Annotated in this window: 19 protein-coding genes; 11 read left to right on the top strand and 8 right to left on the bottom strand. The window is 31.5% G+C overall.

Features of this window, described 5'->3' with window-relative positions; all coding sequences use genetic code 11:
- Positions 1-289: 289 nt before the first annotated feature.
- The 3 genes from IDG66_RS08465 to sroA all read right to left on the bottom strand — a co-directional run bounded on the left by IDG66_RS08465 (position 290) and on the right by sroA (position 1,858).
- Positions 290-1,219 carry a DMT family transporter gene (locus IDG66_RS08465; RefSeq protein ID WP_001788301.1) on the bottom strand — a complete coding sequence of 310 codons (930 nt, stop codon included), beginning with the start codon at positions 1,217-1,219 and terminating at the stop codon, positions 290-292.
- Between the two features lie 194 nt (positions 1,220-1,413).
- Entirely contained in the window at positions 1,414-1,638 is a 225-nt protein-coding gene (locus IDG66_RS08460; RefSeq protein ID WP_000169042.1) for a DUF2922 domain-containing protein, read from the bottom strand.
- 16 nt (positions 1,639-1,654) lie between these two features.
- Positions 1,655-1,858, bottom strand: coding sequence for a sigS mRNA-stabilizing protein SroA (sroA, locus tag IDG66_RS08455; protein WP_000036086.1), 204 nt, complete (start codon positions 1,856-1,858; stop codon positions 1,655-1,657).
- 158 nt (positions 1,859-2,016) lie between these two features.
- Between sroA and IDG66_RS08450 the strand changes: the two genes are divergently transcribed.
- From IDG66_RS08450 to IDG66_RS08410, 9 genes are all read left to right on the top strand, one after another.
- A complete protein-coding gene (locus tag IDG66_RS08450; RefSeq protein WP_001044915.1) occupies positions 2,017-2,577 on the top strand; it encodes a tyrosine-type recombinase/integrase in 561 nt (186 codons plus the stop codon).
- Between the two features lie 18 nt (positions 2,578-2,595).
- Entirely contained in the window at positions 2,596-4,998 is a 2,403-nt protein-coding gene (gene mnhA2, locus IDG66_RS08445; protein ID WP_000060780.1) for a Na+/H+ antiporter Mnh2 subunit A, read from the top strand.
- A complete protein-coding gene (gene mnhB2, locus IDG66_RS08440) occupies positions 4,985-5,410 on the top strand; it encodes a Na+/H+ antiporter Mnh2 subunit B (RefSeq protein ID WP_000661906.1) in 426 nt (141 codons plus the stop codon). Before mnhA2 ends, mnhB2 begins: the two co-directional genes overlap by 14 nt.
- Positions 5,407-5,751, top strand: a complete 345-nt coding sequence (mnhC2, locus tag IDG66_RS08435) for a Na+/H+ antiporter Mnh2 subunit C (RefSeq protein WP_001048985.1) — start codon at positions 5,407-5,409, stop codon at positions 5,749-5,751. The genes mnhB2 and mnhC2 overlap by 4 nt, the downstream gene beginning before the upstream one ends.
- On the top strand, positions 5,741-7,237 hold the full coding sequence (gene mnhD2, locus IDG66_RS08430) for a Na+/H+ antiporter Mnh2 subunit D (RefSeq protein ID WP_103143692.1): 1,497 nt from the start codon (positions 5,741-5,743) through the stop codon (positions 7,235-7,237). The genes mnhC2 and mnhD2 overlap by 11 nt, the downstream gene beginning before the upstream one ends.
- A complete protein-coding gene (mnhE2, locus tag IDG66_RS08425) occupies positions 7,238-7,720 on the top strand; it encodes a Na+/H+ antiporter Mnh2 subunit E (protein ID WP_001071973.1) in 483 nt (160 codons plus the stop codon). It begins immediately after the preceding gene.
- Positions 7,717-8,019 (top strand): Na+/H+ antiporter Mnh2 subunit F, encoded by a 303-nt coding sequence (gene mnhF2 / locus IDG66_RS08420; RefSeq protein WP_000616642.1) that lies wholly within the window; start codon positions 7,717-7,719, stop codon positions 8,017-8,019. The genes mnhE2 and mnhF2 overlap by 4 nt, the downstream gene beginning before the upstream one ends.
- Positions 7,994-8,431 carry a Na+/H+ antiporter Mnh2 subunit G gene (mnhG2, locus tag IDG66_RS08415; protein WP_000406611.1) on the top strand — a complete coding sequence of 146 codons (438 nt, stop codon included), beginning with the start codon at positions 7,994-7,996 and terminating at the stop codon, positions 8,429-8,431. The genes mnhF2 and mnhG2 overlap by 26 nt, the downstream gene beginning before the upstream one ends.
- A 339-nt stretch (positions 8,432-8,770) precedes the next feature.
- The gene (locus tag IDG66_RS08410; RefSeq protein WP_000402172.1) at positions 8,771-10,813 is read left to right on the top strand and encodes a cation:proton antiporter; all 2,043 of its coding nucleotides are present in this window, start codon (positions 8,771-8,773) and stop codon (positions 10,811-10,813) included.
- A gap of 1,426 nt (positions 10,814-12,239) precedes the next feature.
- On the opposite strand, the gene mntC is transcribed toward IDG66_RS08410, so the two are convergent.
- From mntC to IDG66_RS08395, 3 genes are read right to left on the bottom strand one after another with little or no spacing between them, the layout of a single operon-like run.
- Positions 12,240-13,169, bottom strand: coding sequence for a manganese ABC transporter substrate-binding lipoprotein MntC (gene mntC / locus IDG66_RS08405; protein ID WP_000737654.1), 930 nt, complete (start codon positions 13,167-13,169; stop codon positions 12,240-12,242).
- Entirely contained in the window at positions 13,166-14,002 is an 837-nt protein-coding gene (locus tag IDG66_RS08400) for a metal ABC transporter permease (RefSeq protein WP_000889252.1), read from the bottom strand. The genes mntC and IDG66_RS08400 overlap by 4 nt, the downstream gene beginning before the upstream one ends.
- On the bottom strand, positions 13,996-14,739 hold the full coding sequence (locus tag IDG66_RS08395) for a metal ABC transporter ATP-binding protein (protein ID WP_000894464.1): 744 nt from the start codon (positions 14,737-14,739) through the stop codon (positions 13,996-13,998). Before IDG66_RS08395 ends, IDG66_RS08400 begins: the two co-directional genes overlap by 7 nt.
- Positions 14,740-14,860: 121 nt before the next feature.
- Between IDG66_RS08395 and IDG66_RS08390 the strand changes: the two genes are divergently transcribed.
- Positions 14,861-15,505, top strand: a complete 645-nt coding sequence (locus IDG66_RS08390; protein WP_000954654.1) for a metal-dependent transcriptional regulator — start codon at positions 14,861-14,863, stop codon at positions 15,503-15,505.
- Between the two features lie 79 nt (positions 15,506-15,584).
- Here IDG66_RS08390 and IDG66_RS08385 read toward each other — a convergent pair whose 3' ends face one another.
- A complete protein-coding gene (locus tag IDG66_RS08385; RefSeq protein ID WP_001108547.1) occupies positions 15,585-16,337 on the bottom strand; it encodes a M50 family metallopeptidase in 753 nt (250 codons plus the stop codon).
- 235 nt (positions 16,338-16,572) lie between these two features.
- On the opposite strand from IDG66_RS08385, the gene tarA reads away from it, so the two are divergent.
- Positions 16,573-17,337: an N-acetylglucosaminyldiphosphoundecaprenol N-acetyl-beta-D-mannosaminyltransferase TarA gene (gene tarA / locus IDG66_RS08380; protein ID WP_000215388.1), complete on the top strand. Its 765-nt coding sequence runs from the start codon at positions 16,573-16,575 to the stop codon at positions 17,335-17,337.
- Between the two features lie 60 nt (positions 17,338-17,397).
- On the opposite strand, the gene tagH is transcribed toward tarA, so the two are convergent.
- Complete coding sequence (gene tagH / locus IDG66_RS08375; RefSeq protein ID WP_001103232.1) at positions 17,398-18,192, bottom strand: teichoic acids export ABC transporter ATP-binding subunit TagH; 795 nt, start codon at positions 18,190-18,192, stop codon at positions 17,398-17,400.
- Positions 18,193-18,458 lie beyond the last annotated feature (266 nt).

The raw sequence follows: 18,458 nt of genomic DNA, 5'->3' as shown, positions 1-18,458 counted from the left end.
TTCAGTGTAAAATGTACTTGGGTCATGTAAAAGTCCTCCTGGGTATGTTTTTGTCGTTAAAAACATTGTACCGTAAAAGGACTGTTATATGGCCTTTTTACTTTTACACAATTATACGGACTTTATCGGTCTTAAGAATGAGTTGACTATCGAATTTGCTAAATTAAAATTTGTTGTGTCAAAGTATACTACCCAAATCAACGCTTTTCTAAAGATTTTTAGACCACAAAAAAATAGCTTATCACTTTTAAAAATAATTACAAGTTAAAATGATAAGCTAAAAGTTAATTTAAAATAATCTTAAAAGTATAATGCCTGTCAAAATACATAATAGACCAATAGTTTTTCTGGATGTCATTGCTATTTTAGGTGAACCAAATAATCCAAAGTGATCTATCAATATGCCCATTAGAATCTGGCCAAACATCCCAATAAGTGTTGTTAATGCTGCACCCATATGAGGCATTAAGATAATGTTAGCTGTTACAAAAGCCATACCAAGTATACCGCCAGTAAAATAGATAGGCTTTAATTTACCGAATTTTAAATGACTTGTTTTTAGTTTTAAAGAACGATTAAAAATAGCGGTTAAAATCAATAGCGTTATTGACCCAATTGTAAATGATACTAATGATGCAAAGGCTGGTGAATGAGTATGACTTGCTAAAGCACTATTAATTGTCGTTTGAATAGGTGGAAAGAAACCAAAAATAAATCCTAAGAGAAGCCAAAACAGTAAATACTTTTGATCAGTTAGTAATAAATTATTCTTGTTAAATTGATTCATTATGACGATGCCGACAATGAGTAACAATACTCCAATTGCTTTAATTAAATTAAAATCATGAATTGTAGCGCCAAATAAGCCAAATGTATCAATAATGACACCCATAATAATTTGACCCGCAACTGTTGCAATTACAGTTAATGTTGCACCTAATTTTGGCAATAACAATAAATTGCCAGTTAAAAAGCTAACCCCAAGCAAACCACCGACTACCCATGTGTAGTTAAATGATTGATTATTGTAAAAGTGAATAGTAAATACTTCTGGATTGATAATGATATTTAAAATAATTAAACAAATTGTTCCAACTGAAAATGAAATGAATGAAGTATAGAAAGGCGATTTAGTATACAGTGATAGTCTTGAATTGACAGATGTTTGGATAGGAATAAGCATTCCAACTAGGACACCAATGATATAGAAAAGAAGCATATGAATAAAGTCTCACTTTCCAAAGTTAATAATAAAATCATATGAATACATTATCATTATAGAGAAAATATACAACTCATTTACAATAATGTTGAAAAAAACAGGACATTATCACAACAAAATCACCCTAGACAATCATGATGAAAGTCTAGGGTGTTAGTATTTATACTAAATTAATTGCGCTTTCTTTATATCTATTTCTTATCTTCAAATAAAACAGTTGTTGTTTTATCAATAATTTGAGCAGAATGTACTTTGGTGATAGTACCACTATTTGACTTTATAATATTTAAATCTACTAATGCATTCATACTATCACGTGCAACTTGCTCGGTCACTACGTTGTTTAATTGTGGTAATTGCAGTTTTACAGGCTTGTCTAGTGAAGATTTAAAACTTAATTCAAGTGTTTTAGTCATGAATATGTCCTCCTGATTAAATTGATAAAGATTTGATGAGTTCGATATTGTTATATGTTTCTCCAGTAAGTCGCTCAATAAGTTTGCTGAATGTTTTAATTTGGTCGTTTGATGCATCAGGGTTAATGTTAGCGAATCGACGCTTAAATTCTGTTTGTTTGCCGTTAGCGTCTACTTTAGTAAATGATAATACAATAGTGATGTGGTTTATTTTACTCATATTTTAAAACCTCCTTTCACACTATATATCGAAATAAAATAATAAAATGGCTAATTTTATTTTCTATGTTTAAAATCTATAAAAAAGGCAATAGATATATGTAACTAAAATATAAAATAGCTATGATTAAGACACTTAAAGCAAGGGGAGGTTGAGTAATGAATAAAGTAGAAGCGATTAAATTTAATGATGATATTGTTAAAATGTATGAAGCGCTCAAGATAAAATCTGAACGTGACTATTTATTCTTTAAGTTAGCTATACATAGTGGATTGAAAGTATCGGAATTATTAACAATTACAGTCTCTCAAGTTAAGAGACTAATTGAAAAGTGTACGTTATCAGAAATGTGTAAAGCACATTTTCATTCGTTGATTAAAATTAGGTTACCAGAAACATTATCGAAAGAACTACTTCAATATATAGAGGACAGGAGTCTTTCGAATGAAGACGTTCTTTTTCAATCACTACGAACAAATCAAGTATTATCTAGACAGCAAGCATATCGAATAATTCACCAAGCATCAATTGAAGCTGGTATAGATAATGTAGGACTAACGACATTGCGTAAGACATTTGCATATCATGCTTATCAAAAAGGTATACCTATACCAGTCATTCAAAAGTATTTAGGGCATCAATCTGCTATTGAAACACTAAATTTTATCGGTTTAGAAAATGAGTGTGAACATAGTATTTATATTTCATTACAATTATAGAAACAAAGGAGGCTAATAATGAGTTTGGTTTATTTATTAATTGCTATACTTGTGATTATGGCGATGATACTTCTAATGTCTAAACGTAGAGCATTGGCTAAATATGCCGGGTACATAGCGTTGGTTGCACCTGTAATTTCATCTATCTATTTTTTGATTCAAATACCATCAGTAGCTAAACTGCAATATCTTTCTACCTCTATTCCATGGATTAAGACATTAGATATTAATTTAGATTTACGTTTAGATGGTTTAAGTTTAATGTTTTCTCTTATTATTTCACTTATTGGAATTGCAGTATTCTTCTATGCAACTCAATATTTATCCTCTCGAAAAGACAATTTACCAAGGTTTTATTTTTATTTAACGTTATTTATGTTCAGTATGATTGGTATTGTATTATCAGACAATACGATATTGATGTACATTTTTTGGGAATTAACGAGTGTATCATCATTTTTATTGATTTCATATTGGTATAACAACGGAGATAGTCAATTTGGTGCGATGCAATCATTTATGATTACAGTATTTGGTGGTTTGGCATTATTAGTTGGTTTTATCATGTTGTATATTATGACAGGAACGAATAACATCACAGAGATATTAGGACAAGCAGATCATATTAAGAATCATGGATTGTTTATCCCTATGATTTTTATGTTTTTATTAGGTGCATTTACAAAATCAGCACAATTTCCATTTCATATTTGGCTACCTAGAGCAATGGCTGCACCTACACCTGTAAGTGCTTATTTACATTCAGCCACGATGGTAAAAGCTGGTATCTTTTTATTACTTCGATTTACACCATTATTAGGTCTTAGCAATATGTACGTATATATCGTTACGTTTGTTGGTTTAATAACAATGTTATTTGGTTCAATTACAGCTTTAAAACAATGGGATTTAAAAGGTATCCTAGCGTACTCTACAATCAGTCAACTTGGGATGATTATGGCTATGGTGGGTATAGGTGGCGGATATGCTCAACACCAACAAGACGCAATAGCATCTATTTATGTATTTGTATTATTTGGTGCGCTATTTCATCTAATGAATCATGCCATCTTTAAATGTGCGCTTTTCATGGGAGTAGGTATTTTAGATCATGAAGCAGGTTCAAGGGATATACGAATTTTAAGTGGAATGCGTCAACTATTTCCTAAAATGAATCTAGTCATGACGATAGCGGCTCTATCTATGGCTGGAGTACCATTTTTAAATGGATTTTTAAGTAAAGAAATGTTTTTAGATGCATTAACACAAACTGGACAATTATCCCAATTTAGTTTGATTTCAATGATAGCTATCGTGTTTGTTGGTGTTATTGCGAGTGTTTTTACATTCACATATGCACTATACATGGTAAAAGAAGTATTTTGGACAAAATATGATTCTAAGGTTTTTACTAAAAAAAATATCCACGAACCATGGTTGTTTAGTTTACCATCTCTTATATTAATGGTGCTAGTACCTGTAATCTTTTTTGTACCAAATATATTTGGGAAGGGGATTATCGTTCTAGCATTAAGAGCTGTATCAGGTGGTAATCATCAAATTGATCAATTGGCACCACATGTTTCGCAATGGCATGGATTTAACATACCGCTTCTTTTAACCATCATCATTATTTTATTGGGTAGTGTACTAGCAATCAAAGTAGATTGGAAAAAAGTGTTCACAGGTAAAATTAGACAGATTTCAGTTTCAAAAAGCTATGAGATGGTATATCGACATTTTGAAAAGTTTGCTACGAAGCGATTTAAACGTGTTATGCAAGATCGTTTAAACCAATACATTATTATGACCTTAGGCATATTTATGATTATCATTGGATATGGTTATATTCGAATTGGACTTCCTAAAGTACATCAGTTACATGTTTCTGAATTTGGGGCATTAGAAATTATATTAGCAATCGTAACTGTCACAATTGGTATTTCTTTAATTTTTATACGTCAACGACTGACAATGGTCATTTTAAATGGAGTCATCGGATTTGTTGTGACCTTATTCTTTATAGCAATGAAAGCCCCTGATCTAGCATTGACTCAGCTAGTAGTTGAAACAATAACGACGATACTATTTATTGTCAGTTTTTCAAGATTACCAAACGTGCCAAGATCTAACGCTAACAAAAAAAGAGAAATAATTAAAATTTCTGTATCACTCTTGATGGCACTTATTGTTGTATCATTAATTTTTATTACACAACAAACAGATGGTTTATCATCAATATCAGACTTTTATTTAAAAGCTGACAAACTAACAGGTGGTAAAAATATTGTAAATGCGATACTTGGTGACTTTAGAGCATTAGATACATTATTTGAAGGATTAGTGTTAATTATTACTGGGCTAGGTATTTACACATTATTAAATTATCAAGATCGGAGGGGACAAGATGAAAGAGAATGATGTCGTGTTAAGAACGGTCACGAAACTTGTTGTATTTATTTTATTGACTTTCGGATTCTATGTCTTCTTCGCAGGTCATAATAATCCTGGTGGTGGGTTTATTGGTGGTTTAATATTTAGTTCAGCGTTTATTTTAATGTTTCTGGCTTTTAATGTTGAAGAGGTTTTAGAAAGTTTACCGATTGATTTTAGAATTTTAATGATTATTGGAGCATTGGTATCATCTATTACTGCGATAATACCTATGTTTTTTGGAAAACCATTTTTGTCTCAATATGAAACAACTTGGATACTTCCAATTTTAGGACAAATTCATGTAAGTACAATAACACTTTTTGAATTAGGTATTTTATTCTCAGTTGTTGGTGTTATTGTCACAGTGATGTTGTCGCTTAGCGGAGGTCGATCATGAATTTAATATTATTACTAGTTATAGGATTTTTAGTGTTTATAGGAACATATATGATTTTATCAATCAATTTAATTCGTATTGTAATCGGAATTTCAATATATACTCATGCTGGTAATCTCATTATTATGAGTATGGGAACGTATGGTTCTAGTAGATCAGAACCACTAATAACTGGTGGAAACCAATTGTTTGTTGATCCCTTGTTACAAGCTATTGTACTAACTGCAATAGTTATAGGGTTTGGGATGACTGCGTTTTTACTTGTACTTGTTTATAGAACTTATAAAGTAACAAAAGAAGATGAAATTGAAGGCCTAAGGGGGGAAGATGATGCTAAGTAACTTATTGATTTTACCAATGTTATTACCATTCCTTTGTGCCTTAATCCTTGTATTTTTAAAAAATAATGATCGTATTTCTAAATATTTATACTTAGGTACAATGACTATCACCACAATTATTTCATTAATGCTATTAATTTATGTTCAGCGTCACCGTCCAATTACGCTAGACTTTGGAGGATGGTCAGCGCCCTTTGGTATACAGTTTTTAGGAGATTCTTTAAGTTTAATTATGGTTACAACCGCTTCGTTTGTGATTACTTTAATTATGGCATACGGATTTGGGCGTGGCGAACATAAAGCAAATCGTTATCACTTGCCATCGTTCATATTATTTTTAAGTGTTGGCGTGATAGGCTCTTTTCTAACATCAGATTTATTTAATTTATACGTCATGTTTGAAATTATGTTACTAGCGTCATTTGTACTCATTACACTTGGACAATCTGTAGAACAATTACGTGCTGCAATTATTTATGTTGTCTTGAATATTATTGGTTCATGGCTATTCTTATTAGGTATAGGTTTACTTTATAAAACAGTAGGTACATTAAACTTTTCACATATTGCAATGCGTTTGAATAACATGGGAGATAATCGCACTGTTACAATGATTTCATTAATCTTCTTAGTCGCATTTAGTGCGAAAGCAGCGCTGGTCCTTTTTATGTGGCTACCCAAAGCCTACGCTGTGTTAAATACTGAGCTTGCAGCATTATTTGCAGCGTTAATGACCAAAGTAGGGGCCTATGCATTAATTCGATTCTTCACTTTACTATTTGATCAACATAATGATCTCATACATCCATTGCTAGCAACTATGGCTGCTATAACTATGGTCATCGGCGCTATAGGTGTCATTGCTTATAAAGATATTAAAAAGATTGCAGCTTACCAAGTCATAATCTCAATAGGATTTATCATTTTAGGTTTAGGAACAAACACGTTTGCAGGTATTAATGGTGCAATATTTTATTTGGTAAATGACATTGTTGTAAAAACATTGCTATTTTTTATTATTGGTAGTTTAGTTTACATTACAGGCTATCGACAATATCAATATTTGAATGGCTTAGCTAAAAAAGAACCTTTATTTGGAGTTGCGTTTATTATAATGATTTTTGCTATTGGCGGCGTGCCTCCATTTAGTGGCTTTCCGGGGAAAGTACTTATTTTCCAAGGTGCATTGCAAAATGGCAATTATATTGGACTAGCGTTAATGATTATTACTAGTCTAATTGCAATGTACAGTTTATTTAGGATACTTTTTTATATGTATTTTGGAGATAAAGATGGGGAGGAAGTTAATTTTAAGAAAATCCCGCTATATCGAAAAAGAATTTTAAGTATTTTAGTAGTTGTGGTTATCGCAATCGGAATTGCTGCACCTGTTGTGTTAAATGTTACAAGTGATGCAACTGAGTTGAACACGAGTGATCAATTATATCAAAAACTTGTAAATCCGCATTTGAAAGGAGAGGACTAAATGAATCAAATAGTTTTAAATATTATCATTGCATTCTTATGGGTATTATTTCAAGATGAAGATCATTTTAAATTCTCGACTTTCTTTTCTGGATATCTAATTGGTTTAATTGTCATTTATATATTACACAGGTTTTTCAGCGATGATTTTTATGTTAGAAAAATATGGGTAGCTATTAAATTTTTAGGTGTTTATTTATATCAATTAATAACATCTAGCATTAGCACGATTAATTATATTCTTTTTAAAACAAAAGATATGAACCCTGGATTACTTTCATATGAAACAAGACTAACAAGTGATTGGTCAATAACATTTTTAACAATTTTAATTATTATAACTCCAGGGTCTACAGTAATACGAATTTCTCAAGACTCTAAAAAGTTTTTTATTCATAGTATCGACGTGTCAGAAAAAGAAAAAGATAGTTTGTTAAGAAGTATTAAGCATTATGAAGACTTAATATTGGAGGTGTCGCGATGATACAAACAATAACACATATTATGATTATTAGTTCACTCATTATTTTTGGAATTGCATTAATCATCTGTTTATTTAGATTAATCAAGGGACCTACAACAGCAGATCGTGTCGTTACATTTGATACAACAAGTGCTGTCGTAATGTCAATTGTGGGTGTGTTAAGTGTACTTATGGGCACCGTTTCTTTCTTAGATTCAATCATGCTCATTGCCATTATATCTTTTGTAAGTTCTGTTTCAATATCACGCTTTATTGGTGGGGGGCATGTGTTTAATGGAAATAACAAAAGAAATCTTTAGTCTTATTGCTGCTGTGATGTTGTTGTTAGGTAGTTTTATTGCTCTTATTAGTGCAATAGGTATCGTGAAATTCCAAGATGTTTTCTTAAGAAGTCACGCTGCGACAAAAAGTTCAACTTTATCCGTGTTATTAACTTTAATCGGTGTATTAATTTATTTTATTGTGAATACAGGATTTTTCAGTGTGCGTTTATTACTGTCACTTGTTTTTATTAATTTAACTTCACCAGTCGGCATGCACTTAGTCGCTCGCGCTGCTTATCGCAACGGCGCTTATATGTATCGAAAAAATGATGCTCACACACATGCATCAATATTATTAAGTTCAAATGAACAAAACTCTACAGAAGCATTACAATTACGTGCTGAAAAACGAGAAGAGCATCGTAAGAAATGGTATCAAAACGATTGAAGTGTTGGCTAAATTGTTAAGCATAACAATGCTTTTGAAAATCTGTTTTCAAAATTAATCATTAAAAGAGTACTTTGAAATTGGTTAGTCGATTTTAAGGTGCTCATTTTTTGTATTATAAGTTAATGTTGTTATGTGAAAGCAAGTTGTTTATTTATACAAACAATTAGTGATAAAATAAAATTAAATAATTGCAAATTTAAGTACTGCAATCGTAGACATATATCTATATTAAAGTGCTTTTGTGGTCGCTAACTCAATTTATCCTCTAAAGTATAATTACAACGAGATGTGATACTTAATTTTCAATTAAACAATACTTTTTAGAGAGGTGAAAGTTTGGAAATATTTGAAACAATTCTTATATTTATAGCTGTTGTGATACTAAGTTCGTTTGTCCATACTTTCATACCTAAAGTACCCCTAGCATTTATACAAATTTTCTTGGGCATGTTACTATTTATTACCCCAATCCCTGTTCAATTTAATTTTGATTCTGAATTGTTTATGGTAACAATGATTGCGCCTTTGTTATTTGTAGAAGGTGTTAATGTTTCTAGAGTCCATTTAAGGAAATATATTAAGCCAGTGATGATGATGGCATTAGGATTAGTCATTACTACTGTGATAGGTGTAGGTTTATTTATTCATTGGATTTGGCCAGATTTACCTATTGGAGCAGCATTTGCAATTGCTGCCATTCTTTGTCCTACTGATGCAGTAGCAGTGCAAGCAATCACTAAAGGAAAGGTCTTGCCAAAAGGAGCAATGACAATTCTTGAAGGTGAGTCATTATTGAATGATGCTGCTGGTATTATTTCATTTAAAATAGCTGTTGGAGTATTAGTTACAGGTGCTTTTTCACTTGTTGATGCTGTTCAGTTGTTTTTAATTGCATCAATTGGTGGCGCAGTGGTTGGTTTACTTATAGGTATGGCATTAGTAAGGTTCCGATTAACATTGATGCGTCGAGGATATGAAAACATTAATATGTTTACAATTATTCAATTGTTAACACCATTTGTTACGTATTTAATTGCTGAATTGTTTCACGCATCAGGAATCATTGCAGCAGTAGTTGCAGGACTTGTACATGGTTTCGAACGTGACAGAATTATGCAAGTACGTACACAACTGCAAATGAGTTACAATCATACATGGAATATACTAGGTTATGTTTTAAATGGCTTTGTTTTTTCAATATTAGGATTTTTAGTACCTGAAGTTATTATTAAAATTATCAAAACAGAACCGCACAATTTAATCTTTTTAATAGGCATCACTATTGTTGTTGCTTTAGCTGTCTATCTATTTAGATTTGTTTGGGTTTATGTCTTATATCCTTATTTTTATTTAGCCATCAGTCCATTCCAAAAAATGATGACTAAAAATGATGATGATAATCCAACGACTGAGAAACCACCAAAGCGAAGTTTATACGCTTTAATTATGACGTTATGTGGTGTGCATGGAACAATTTCTTTAGCAATCGCATTAACGTTACCGTATTTTTTAGCAGGGCATCATGCTTTTACGTATAGAAACGACTTATTATTTATTGCATCTGGTATGGTTATTATTAGTTTGGTAGTTGCGCAAGTATTATTGCCATTATTAACGAAACCTGCACCTAAAACAGTAATTGGCAATATGTCGTTTAAAGTTGCTAGAATTTATATATTAGAACAAGTTATTGATTATCTAAATCAAAAATCTACTTTCGAAACAAGTTTTAAATATGGTAACGTGATTAAAGAATATCATGATAAATTAGCATTTTTAAAAACTGTAGAGAAAGATGATGAAAACTCTAAAGAATTAGAACGTCTACAAAAAATTGCTTTTAATGTAGAAACAAAAACATTAGAGTCTTTAGTAGATGAAGGACAAATAACGAATAGTGTACTTGAAAACTATATGCGTTATGCTGAAAGAACACAGGTATATAGACAAGCATCATTAATAAGAAGAATGATTGTATTATTACGAGGTGCTTTATTAAAACGAAGAGTACAAACGAGAGTGAACTCCGCATCTTCACTTAGTGTTACGGATAACTTAATGGAATTAAATAAAATTAATAAATTAGTCCATTATAATGTGGTTAGTCGTTTGTCTAAGGAAACAACAAAAGATAATACACTTGAAGTTGGAATGGTTTGTGACGGTTATTTAATGCGAATTGAAAACTTAACACCATCAAATTTCTTCAACTCAGCAAGTGAAGATACGATTACTAAAATTAAATTAAATGCATTGAGAGAACAACGTCGCATTTTACGTGAGTTGATTGATACAGATGAAGTATCAGAAGGTACAGCGTTAAAACTAAGAGAAGCCATCAATTACGATGAAATGGTTATTGTAGATAGTATGACGTAGTTCCTAATTATGCTAAAAGGGATTGATGAAAAACTGAAGGGCTTTTCATCAATCCCTTTTATTTTATGGGAATTGAATAGATAGTTTTAAACTATACGAATTATTAATATTTGAGATTTAATTGAAATAAGTTTTAAAAATTGGAGGAGATAGATTAAGCGAAGTCATTTAAAGGTGAAGTTAAGTGTATTCACAAAAAATAGCCACACTCATATGACATCGGATGAGTGTGGCTTAAGGATCTATGGGGGGGAGGAAACCATAGATGTTTACTTTGATAGGCCAGATTAAATATCAAAGTATGCGATTATTTATAGCTTGATGCAAAAGTGGTATGCCTATTAAAAGTTACTGCACATAGCTTTTAATATTCCGTTCAAAGGAAAGGGGCATACAATTGAACAATCTGTAATAGTACTTTTAACCAGCTATGCTAAAAGTCTAGTAGGGAGAACAGTTGTCCAATCACATAAGAACCTCTAACTTCGTTAGTACGATTAAGAAAAGCTTTTTAGTTAGTATGTAATACAATTTATTGACGCGCGTGAATCTCTTTTATAAGAGTGTGTAGGGAATGGCGTTGTATAAATTGTATTAGAAGAACTTCTAACGCATCTCTGTGGTTAAAAGAGATGAAGGGAACGACAGTTTAATTAAAACTGCATAAGAACTTCTAGCTTTTCTCTCTCGTTCAAAGAGAAGCAGCTGTTCGCAGTTTAATCAAAACCACATAAAGCTTTTAACTTTACTCTTTGATTTAAAGAGTGATAAATGTTTACAGTTTAATTAAAACTGCATAAGAACTTCTAGCTTTTCTCTCTCGTTCAAAGAGAAGCAGCTGTTCGCAGTTTAATCAAAACCACATAAAGCTTTTAACTTTACTCTTTGATTTAAAGAGTGACAAATGTTTACAGTTTAATTAAAACTGCATAAGAACTTCTAGCTTTTCTCTCTCGTTCAAAGAGAAGCAGCTGTTCGCAGTTTAATCAAAACCACATAAAGCTTTTAACTTTACTCTTTGATTTAAAGAGTGACAAATGTTTACAGTTTAATTAAAACTGCATAAGAACTTCTAGCTTTTCTCTTTCGTTCAAAGAGAAGCAGCTGTTCGCAGTTTAATCAAAACCACATAAAGCTTTTAACTTTACTCTTTGATTTAAAGAGTGACAAATGTTTACAGTTTAATTAAAACTGCATAAGAACTTCTAGCTTTTCTCTTTCGTTCAAAGAGAAGTTCTAATACCACCATATCGTGCGATCGGGAACGGTATATATATTAATAGGAGGGTAATATATATTTAACGCACGATATGGGACTATTAGCCTTCGACTTTGTTATGTTGATGTGTGGCCTAAAATATTGGAGATACCAATATTTTAGGTTGCATCAACATCAATTCATCTTACTTCATTAAAACACAGCGTGTTATTTCATGCTTCCGTGTACAGTTTCAATATTTGATTTCATCATTTTGTAGTAAGAGTCACCTTTAGTGCCTTCTTTACCGATTGAATCTGTGTACACTTCACCAAAGATATCTTTCTTCGTTTCTTCAGATAAACTTTCCATTGCTTTCTTATCAACACTTGTTTCTACTAATAAGTGTTTTAATTTGTGCTTTTTAACAAACTCAATAGCTTGTCTCATTTGTTCAGGTGTACCTTGTTTTTCAGTGTTAATTTCCCAAATATAACCTGGTGTAATACCGTATTGTTTTGAGAAGTACTTGAAGGCACCTTCACTTGTAATCATGGCACGTTGTTCTTTTGGAATGTCATTAAATTTGTCTTTACTGTCATTATTTAATTTTTCCAATTGAGCAATGTATTTGTTACCTTGCTTTTCATAATCTGCTTTATGTTTTTTGTCGTTATCGATAAATGTTTGTTGAATTGTTTTTACGTATTTAATACCGTTATCTAAACTTAACCATGCGTGTGGATCTTGTTTATCTTTGTTGCCTTCTTCACCGTTTAAATAGATAGGTTTAACATCTTTTGATACTGCGATAACTTTTTTATCTTTTAATGATTTACCAGCCTGTTCTAAGGCTTTTTCAAACCAACCGTTACCAGTCTCTAAATTTAATCCGTTGTATAAAATAACGTCAGCGTCAGTTAACTTTTTAATATCTTTAGGTTTAACTTCATATTCATGAGGATCTTGACCAACAGGTACAATACTATGAATATCGACGTTGTCTCCACCAACATTTTTAGCCATATCATATAAAATTGAATTCGTCGTTACTACTTTTAATTTGCCATTTGACTTATCACTGCTTTGTTTACCACCAGTACCACATGCAGCAACTAGAAGTAATAAGGCTAATAATAAAGGTACTAATTTTTTCATGTTAAACTTCCTCGTTTCTTTCTATTCGTAAATTTTGTGAAAAATAATGTGATGATATAAATTACAAACGTACAAAGTACGATTGTCGCACCACTAGGAATGTTGTAAATATAGCTGTAATAAAGTCCGACAATTGAACTTATGACACTTATTAAACTTGCTATAATCATCATTGAGTATAGTTTTTTACTAATTAAAAATGCTGTAGATGCAGGTGTAATTAATAATGCAACTACAAGAATAATACCTACCGTTTGAATACTTGCTACTGTTACTAATGAGAGTAACAACATCACAAAGTAATGTAATAACGTCGTATTTAGACCACTCATTCTACTAAACGTTGGATCGAATGTAGAAATCATTAATGGACGATAGAAAATAATGATTAGAATAAGGACGATTGAACCAATCACAATAGTTGTTAAAAATGCACTATTTGTGATTGCCAGTAAATTACCAAACAGAATATGGTACAAATCTGTCGTAGTGTTTATTAAGCTAATAATAATAATCCCCGAAGCTAAGAAAGCGGTAAAACTAATTCCAATAGCGGCGTCAGGTTTCGTTTTACTACTAGATGTGATATAACCGATAAAAATACTTGCGATCATACCAGTTATAAGTGCGCCTACAAACATTGGAATACCAAATAAGAATGATAGGGCAACACCAGGTAATACTGCGTGACTCATTGCATCTCCCATTAATGAAAGACCACGTAATACAATTAAACTACCAACTGTACCACAAACTATCCCTACAATAATTGAAGTTATCAATGCTCGATTCAAGAATTGATATGTAAATAAATGTTCGACAAACTCTAACATGTTATATTGCTCCTTTGACTAGGGTCACTACAGTCAGTGCTACTCATAAATGTTTCGTTTAAGCGAGTGACACTCATAGCCTCTTCACTATCACCAAAGTATCGTAATGTTTGATTTAATAGAATAATGCGATCAAAGTATTGCTTTGCTTTTGATAGATCATGGTGGATGATAAGAATAAGTTTTCCTTGTTGTTTTAAGTTCTCGATTTTTGTCATGATTAATTTTTCGCTACTAAAATCAATTCCGACAAACGGCTCATCTAGAAAATAAACTTCACTTTCGGACATCAATGCTCTTGCTACTAGCACACGTTGTAATTGTCCACCACTTAATTCTGAAATTTGTCGATGACGTAAAGATTCTAATTCTAAATCGCTTAATAACTGTTTGAGTTTATCCCTTGCTGATTTATTAGGTCGTCTAAACCATCCAATTTCTTTGTAGCAACCTGATAAAATCACTTGTTCCACACTTATAGGAAAATCTAAATCAATATGTGCTTTTTGTGGAATATATGTAATATGTTGCAGTTGTTGTTGTATAGGTTTGTTATATAACAATTTAGTACCGGTAGCATTAAATTCACCAATTAAAGACTTGATAAGGGAAGATTTACCAGCACCATTCGGGCCCATGATACCAATTATTTCGCCGCGTACTGGTATCGATAAGGAAATGTTTTTAAGTACATGCTTATTACCTAAAAACAGATTTAAATCTTTTGTTTCTAACAAACGTTTATACCTCCTAATTAAAAGTTTAGGCTAACCTAATTAATTGTATAATAAACTGAGAATATTTATCATGTCAAGTAAATTCGTGATATAATATAGACAATGTATGTGAGGTGAAAGTATGTTAACTGAAGAAAAAGAGGACTATTTAAAGGCAATCCTTACGAATAATGGCGATAAAAACTTTGTGACAAATAAAATCTTATCTCAATTTTTAAATATTAAGCCTCCATCTGTAAGTGAAATGGTAGGACGTCTTGAAAAAGCAGGCTATGTTGAAACAAAACCATACAAAGGTGTTAGATTAACAGAGGATGGTTTAACGCATACGCTTGATATCATTAAGAGACATCGACTATTAGAATTATTTTTAATAGAAATATTGAAATATAATTGGGAAGAAGTACATCAAGAAGCAGAAATTTTAGAACATCGAATTTCAGATTTATTTGTTGAAAGGCTGGATAGCCTGTTAAATTTCCCAGAAACTTGCCCGCACGGCGGTGTGATTCCTAGAAATAATGAATATAAAGAGAAATATATAACAACGATTTTGAATTATGAACCTGGTGATATCGTTACAATCAAACGTGTGAGAGATAAGACCGATTTGCTAATATATTTGTCTAGTAAAGATATTTCTATTGGTAATGAAGTGGAAATTGTATCGAAAGATGAAATGAATAAAGTAATTATCATTAAACGTAATGATAATGTAATTATTGTCAGTTACGAAAATGCAATGAACATGTTTGCTGAAAAATAAAATAAAGAAGCCATAAAGATATCCATGATTGAACTGATAAAGACATATGGATAATTGCTTTAGGCTTCTTTTTTATTAGTTAATTTATCAAGTGAGTATATTTGAGTAAAATATTCACTGCATAAAGATTGAAGATAATCCAGATTGTACTATAAATGAAGATAGGTACATGACTGAGTTCTTTAAGTGCACTACCATCCCACTGTGGACTCGGACGCTGGAAAGTCAATTTAGCAATCGTCCAACTAGATTGTAGAACTTCGCCTAATAATACACCTAAAATATATTGATAACTCATTGTGACAAGTAGTTGAATTTCTACTATATTTTCATCTTTTAATATAAAATACAACATGATAGAAATTAAAGTTATAACAACAATGGGTGAGCCTTTTCTAGATGTTAAAATTAAAAAATAAATAAATATCAATAAATAGGTAAATATAAAGAAACTAGGTATCTGATAATGGCTCGACGCTAAACCTATCAATAACATAATAGGTGGCATTAAATAACCACCAATCGTTGTAAGCCATTGGCCTGCTAGATGTCTAGATTGTGTAATTGCGAATCCTTGTTGTAATGTCTGTTGTCGCTCTCGTGGACTTGTTACAATGACTAAATCTTTTGCACGGCCACCAGCGAGTTTATTAAACAGTACATGACCAAATTCATGTGTTAAAACAGGGATATAGTTTAAAATGACATCTAAATAGTTCAAAACAGGCTTATGTCTATATTGATGAATAGCAATATAACAAGCTGCAACAATAACGATAATGTATATATTAAGTTGAATTGTCGTATTAAAAAAGTTTGATAAATAATTCATTGTTAACCTCATATAAGATATTAATTTAAAGTTTGCTTAGCACTTATTATAAATGATATTGGCATCAATAGCGTTAGACTTTAGACTTACCTTAGTTAAACTAATTTTAATTTTTGAAAAGGTGAATATGTGTTAAAATAAAGCAAAATCATTTCGATATAAATAGGATGAATATAAATACTGTTAATATTGATTACACTAACATAATAATGAAATAAGATAGGAGATTCCTGTTATGACTGTTGAAGAAAGATCCAATACAGCCAAAGTTGACATTTTAGGAGTCGATTTTGATAATACAACAATGTTGCAAATGGTTGAAAATATTAAAACCTTTTTTGCAAATCAATCAACGAATAATCTTTTTATAGTAACAGCCAACCCTGAAATAGTGAATTACGCGACGACACATCAAGCGTATTTAGAGTTAATAAATCAAGCGAGCTATATTGTTGCTGATGGGACAGGAGTAGTCAAAGCTTCGCATCGTTTAAAGCAACCTCTAGCGCATCGTATACCTGGTATTGAGTTGATGGATGAATGTTTGAAAATTGCTCATGTAAATCATCAAAAAGTATTTTTGCTAGGGGCAACTAATGAAGTTGTAGAAGCGGCACAATATGCATTGCAACAAAGATATCCAAACATATCGTTTGCACATCATCACGGTTATATTGATTTAGAAGATGAGACAGTAGTGAAACGAATTAAACTGTTTAAACCTGATTACATATTTGTAGGTATGGGATTCCCTAAACAAGAAGAATGGATTATGACACATGAAAACCAATTTGAATCTACAGTGATGATGGGCGTAGGTGGTTCTCTTGAAGTATTTGCTGGGGCTAAAAAGAGAGCGCCTTATATCTTTAGAAAATTAAACATTGAATGGATATATAGAGCATTAATAGATTGGAAACGTATTGGTAGATTAAAGAGTATTCCAATATTTATGTATAAAATAGCCAAAGCAAAAAGAAAAATAAAAAAGGCGAAATAATCATGATGACAAAAATAAAACCGAGGAAATCCTTAAATGGAGATTCTCGGTTTTTTCGGTTTATTTAATAACGAAGCGGGACTCATCGAGTTTGTTTCTAAATTCTTTTTGTTCGGCTTTGGATTTCTTTTTAAAATCGTTAAGGAAAGCTTCATATTTAGGTAATACATCATCAAGTTCACCGTAATCTTTTAACTTTCCGCCTTCAATCCAAGCAATCTTAGTACAAAATTGTCTCACTTGTCCTAAGTTATGACTAACGAAAAAGATGGTTTTGTTTTGCTCTTTAAACTCGTAAATTTTATCTAAACATTTTTGTGCAAAAGTTTGGTCACCTACAGATAAAGCTTCGTCAATGACTAAGATATCTGGATTAACTGTGATATTAATTGAAAAACCAAGTTTTGCACGCATACCACTTGAATACTTTTTAACTGGTTGATAAATAAACTCACCAAGTTCACTAAATTCAATAATCTTAGGTGTCATCGCTTTAATTTCTTTTCGCTTAAAGCCCATACATAACATTTTAAATTCGATATTTTCAATCCCTGTAAGTTGTCCACTCAAGCCAGCACTAATTGCGATAACGCTGACTTCACCATTACGATCCACTTTGCCAACAGTAGGCGACAAAGAACCGCCAATGATATTGCTCAACGTTGATTTGCCGGAACCATTGATGCCAACAAGCCCTATGACGTCGCCTTCATATGCTTTTAAACTAATGTCATCTAAAGCGAAAAATGTTTTGTTTTTATGTTTGGGAATGAGCGCATCTTTCATACGTTCTTTATTTGTACGATAAATACGATATTCTTTTGTTACATTTTTAATGTTTACCGAAACGTTCATTTGTAGACCTTCCTTATTCACATTTATCTAGATTATAATATACTACTCAACAGTTGTTAAATTTTAAAACCTGTTGTAAAGTGTATAGAAGATTTTGTTATTATCAGAGTTGGTGTTTTGACACAAAATGTTAATCATCAATGATAACAATGATATTTAAAAACTAAACTTATTTCAACTTACATGATTGTATACTATAATGTATTTGTAATAAACTAATATTTTAAAGAACTAGACAATAATTTTGATAGCATCCATGTATAGTG

The sequence above is a fragment of the Staphylococcus sp. EG-SA-18 genome, assembly GCF_017151825.1.
Classification (GTDB): domain Bacteria; phylum Bacillota; class Bacilli; order Staphylococcales; family Staphylococcaceae; genus Staphylococcus; species Staphylococcus aureus.
This window is presented reverse-complemented; position numbering and strand designations above follow the sequence as displayed.